Origin of the sequence: Shewanella subflava, assembly GCF_025971955.1 — a bacterium.
Classification (GTDB): domain Bacteria; phylum Pseudomonadota; class Gammaproteobacteria; order Enterobacterales; family Shewanellaceae; genus Shewanella; species Shewanella subflava.
This window is the reverse complement of the sequence record NZ_JAPDMX010000010.1, coordinates 1-4324: the sequence shown is the minus strand read 5'-3', so window position 1 is coordinate 4324 and position 4324 is coordinate 1. Positions and strand designations below refer to the sequence as shown.

Below are 4324 nucleotides of genomic sequence, written 5' to 3'. Positions count from 1 at the left end.
AAAATGTCGGGAACATTTTCAGTAAAACCCATCTGGGTTGTATGGTTAAGCCTCACGGGTCATTAGTACAAGTTAGCTCAACGCCTCACAACGCTTACACACCTTGCCTATCAACGTAGTAGTCTCCTACGGCCCTTTAGAGAGCTTAAAGCTCTAGGGATGACTCATCTTAGGGCTCGCTTCCCGCTTAGATGCTTTCAGCGGTTATCGATTCCGAACGTAGCTACCGGGCAATGCCATTGGCATGACAACCCGAACACCAGCGGTTCGTCCACTCCGGTCCTCTCGTACTAGGAGCAGCTCCCTTCAATCATCCAACGCCCACGGCAGATAGGGACCGAACTGTCTCACGACGTTCTGAACCCAGCTCGCGTACCACTTTAAATGGCGAACAGCCATACCCTTGGGACCGACTTCAGCCCCAGGATGTGATGAGCCGACATCGAGGTGCCAAACACCGCCGTCGATATGAACTCTTGGGCGGTATCAGCCTGTTATCCCCGGAGTACCTTTTATCCGTTGAGCGATGGCCCTTCCATTCAGAACCACCGGATCACTATGACCTACTTTCGTACCTGCTCGACGTGTATGTCTCGCAGTTAAGCTGGCTTATGCCATTGCACTAACCGTACGATGTCCGACCGTACTTAGCCAACCTTCGTGCTCCTCCGTTACTCTTTGGGAGGAGACCGCCCCAGTCAAACTACCCACCAGGCACTGTCCTCAACCCCGATAAGGGGTCAGAGTTAGAACATCAAAACTACAAGGGTGGTATTTCAAGGACGACTCCACACAAACTAGCGTTCATGCTTCAAAGTCTCCCACCTATCCTACACATGTAGGTTCAATGTTCAGTGCCAAGCTATAGTAAAGGTTCACGGGGTCTTTCCGTCTAGCCGCGGGTATACGGCATCTTCACCGCAATTTCAACTTCACTGAGTCTCGGCTGGAGACAGCGTGGCCATCATTACGCCATTCGTGCAGGTCGGAACTTACCCGACAAGGAATTTCGCTACCTTAGGACCGTTATAGTTACGGCCGCCGTTTACTTGGGCTTCGATCATGAGCTTCTCTTGCGATAACCCAATCAATTAACCTTCAAGCACCGGGCAGGCGTCACACCGTATACGTCATCTTGCGATTTTGCACAGTGCTGTGTTTTTGATAAACAGTTGCAGCCACCTGGTATCTGCGACTGCCGTCAGCTTAGGGAGCAAGTCCCATCACCAACAGCAGCGTACCTTCTCCCGAAGTTACGGTACCATTTTGCCTAGTTCCTTCAGCCGAGTTCTCTCAAGCGCCTTGGTATTCTCTACCCGACCACCTGTGTCGGTTTGGGGTACGATCCCTACTAACCTGAAGCTTAGAAGATTTTCCTGGAAGCATGGCATCAACTACTTCACCGCCTTAGCGGCTCGTCATCAGCTCTCAGCGTAATGTGTTCCCGGATTTGCCTAAGAACACCGCCTACTACCTTAAACGCGGACTACCAACGCCGCGCTAGCCTAGCCTTCTCCGTCTCTCCATCGCAGTTAGCAGAGGTACAGAAATATTAATCTGTTTTCCATCGATTACGCCTTTCGGCCTCACCTTAGGGGTCGACTCACCCTGCCCCGATTAACGTTGGACAGGAACCCTTGGTCTTTCGGCGAGGGGGTTTTTCACCCCCTTTATCGTTACTCATGTCAGCATTCGCACTTCTGATACGTCCAGTGTGGGTTACCCCTTCACCTTCAACCGCTTACAGAACGCTCCTCTACCGCTTGCAGTAAACTGCAAACCCGTAGCTTCGGTGGTATGTTTAGCCCCGTTAAATCTTCCGCGCAGGCCGACTCGACTAGTGAGCTATTACGCTTTCTTTAAATGATGGCTGCTTCTAAGCCAACATCCTAGCTGTCTAAGCCTTCCCACATCGTTTCCCACTTAACATACACTTTGGGACCTTAGCTGACGGTCTGGGTTGTTTCCCTTTTGACGACGGACGTTAGCACCCGCCGTCTGTCTCCCGAGTAGTACTCATTGGTATTCGGAGTTTGCAAAGGGTTGGTAAGTCGGGATGACCCCCTAGCCTTAACAGTGCTCTACCCCCAATGGTATTCGCTCGAGGCGCTACCTAAATAGCTTTCGAGGAGAACCAGATATCTCCCGGTTTGATTGGCCTTTCACCCCCAGCCACAAGTCATCCGCTCATTTTTCAACATAAGTCGGTTCGGTCCTCCAGTTGATGTTACTCAACCTTCAACCTGCCCATGGCTAGATCACCGGGTTTCGGGTCTACGCCTTGCAACTAAACGCGCAGTTAACACTCGGTTTCCCTACGGCTCCGCTATTCGCTTAACCTCGCTACAAAACGTAAGTCGCTGACCCATTATACAAAAGGTACGCAGTCACGGTCTCAAGAACCGCTCCCACTGCTTGTACGTATACGGTTTCAGGTTCTATTTCACTCCCCTCACAGGGGTTCTTTTCGCCTTTCCCTCACGGTACTGGTTCACTATCGGTCAGTCAGGAGTATTTAGCCTTGGAGGATGGTCCCCCCATATTCAAACAGGATGTCACGTGTCCCGCCTTACTCGTTTTCATCTATGGTTAGTTTTCGTGTACGGGGCTATCACCCTGTGCCGCTGTGCTTTCCAACACATTCCACTAACACCCCATAGACTTAAGGGCTAATCCCCGTTCGCTCGCCGCTACTAGGGGAATCTCGGTTGATTTCTTTTCCTCTGGGTACTTAGATGTTTCAGTTCCCCAGGTTCGCCTCATAACGCTATGTATTCACGTTATGATGACCACTTATGTGGCCGGGTTTCCCCATTCGGACATCGTTAGCTCAAATGCTTGTTACTAGCTCGCCAACGCTTTTCGCAAGTTACTACGTCCTTCATCGCCTCTGACTGCCAAGGCATCCACCGTATACGCTTAGTCACTTAACCATACAACCCAAATGAGTTTCACTTGAGCCGTATTGCAACTAGCTGGTTTTTACTTTGATAATCCATGTGCTTTCGCACATGAAATCGCCTTAGTTTTAGAATATTCAAGACACTTAAACAGTGTTTTGAGAACTCAATGTTTAATACTTTACGTATTAAACGATTTGTAATTAATCACATGACAGACTCATGCAATTAAATACTATCAGCTTTCCAAATTGTTAAAGAACAATGCATACCGGCTTGCGGCGCATTTCACTCTACCCACTCTTATTCAGAGTCAGGTCAACAAGTAATCTGTGTGAACACTCAACAAATATTGAGTTAGTCGTATAGGTAAGGAGGTGATCCAGCCCCAGGTTCCCCTAGGGCTACCTTGTTACGACTTCACCCCAGTCATGAACCACAAAGTGGTGAGCGTTCTCCCGAAGGTTAAACTACCCACTTCTTTTGCAGCCCACTCCCATGGTGTGACGGGCGGTGTGTACAAGGCCCGGGAACGTATTCACCGTGACATTCTGATTCACGATTACTAGCGATTCCGACTTCATGGAGTCGAGTTGCAGACTCCAATCCGGACTACGACGAGCTTTGTGAGATTAGCTCCACCTCGCGGCTTTGCAACCCTCTGTACTCGCCATTGTAGCACGTGTGTAGCCCTACTCGTAAGGGCCATGATGACTTGACGTCGTCCCCACCTTCCTCCGGTTTATCACCGGCAGTCTCCCTAAAGTTCCCACCATTACGTGCTGGCAAATAAGGATAGGGGTTGCGCTCGTTGCGGGACTTAACCCAACATTTCACAACACGAGCTGACGACAGCCATGCAGCACCTGTCTCAGAGTTCCCGAAGGCACTAAACCATCTCTGGTAAATTCTCTGGATGTCAAGAGTAGGTAAGGTTCTTCGCGTTGCATCGAATTAAACCACATGCTCCACCGCTTGTGCGGGCCCCCGTCAATTCATTTGAGTTTTAACCTTGCGGCCGTACTCCCCAGGCGGTCTACTTAATGCGTTAGCTTGAGAGCCCAGTGCTCAAGGCACCAAACTCCGAGTAGACATCGTTTACGGCGTGGACTACCAGGGTATCTAATCCTGTTTGCTCCCCACGCTTTCGTGCATGAGCGTCAGTCTTTGTCCAGGAGGCCGCCTTCGCCACCGGTATTCCTTCAGATATCTACGCATTTCACCGCTACACCTGAAATTCTACCTCCCTCTACAAGACTCTAGTTACCCAGTTCCAAATGCAATTCCCAGGTTGAGCCCGGGGCTTTCACATCTGGCTTAAATAACCGCCTGCGCACGCTTTACGCCCAGTAATTCCGATTAACGCTCGGACCCTCCGTATTACCGCGGCTGCTGGCACGGAGTTAGCCGGTCCTTCTTCTGTA

The 4324-nt window shown here is 50.4% G+C and carries 2 rRNA genes; both read right to left on the bottom strand.

The features are described 5' to 3' along the window. Positions 1–41: 41 nt before the first annotated feature. Positions 42–2933 (bottom strand): 23S ribosomal RNA (locus OHT75_RS05895). 337 nt (positions 2934–3270) lie between these two features. Beyond that, positions 3271–4324, bottom strand: a 16S ribosomal RNA gene (locus tag OHT75_RS05890); the annotation flags it as partial.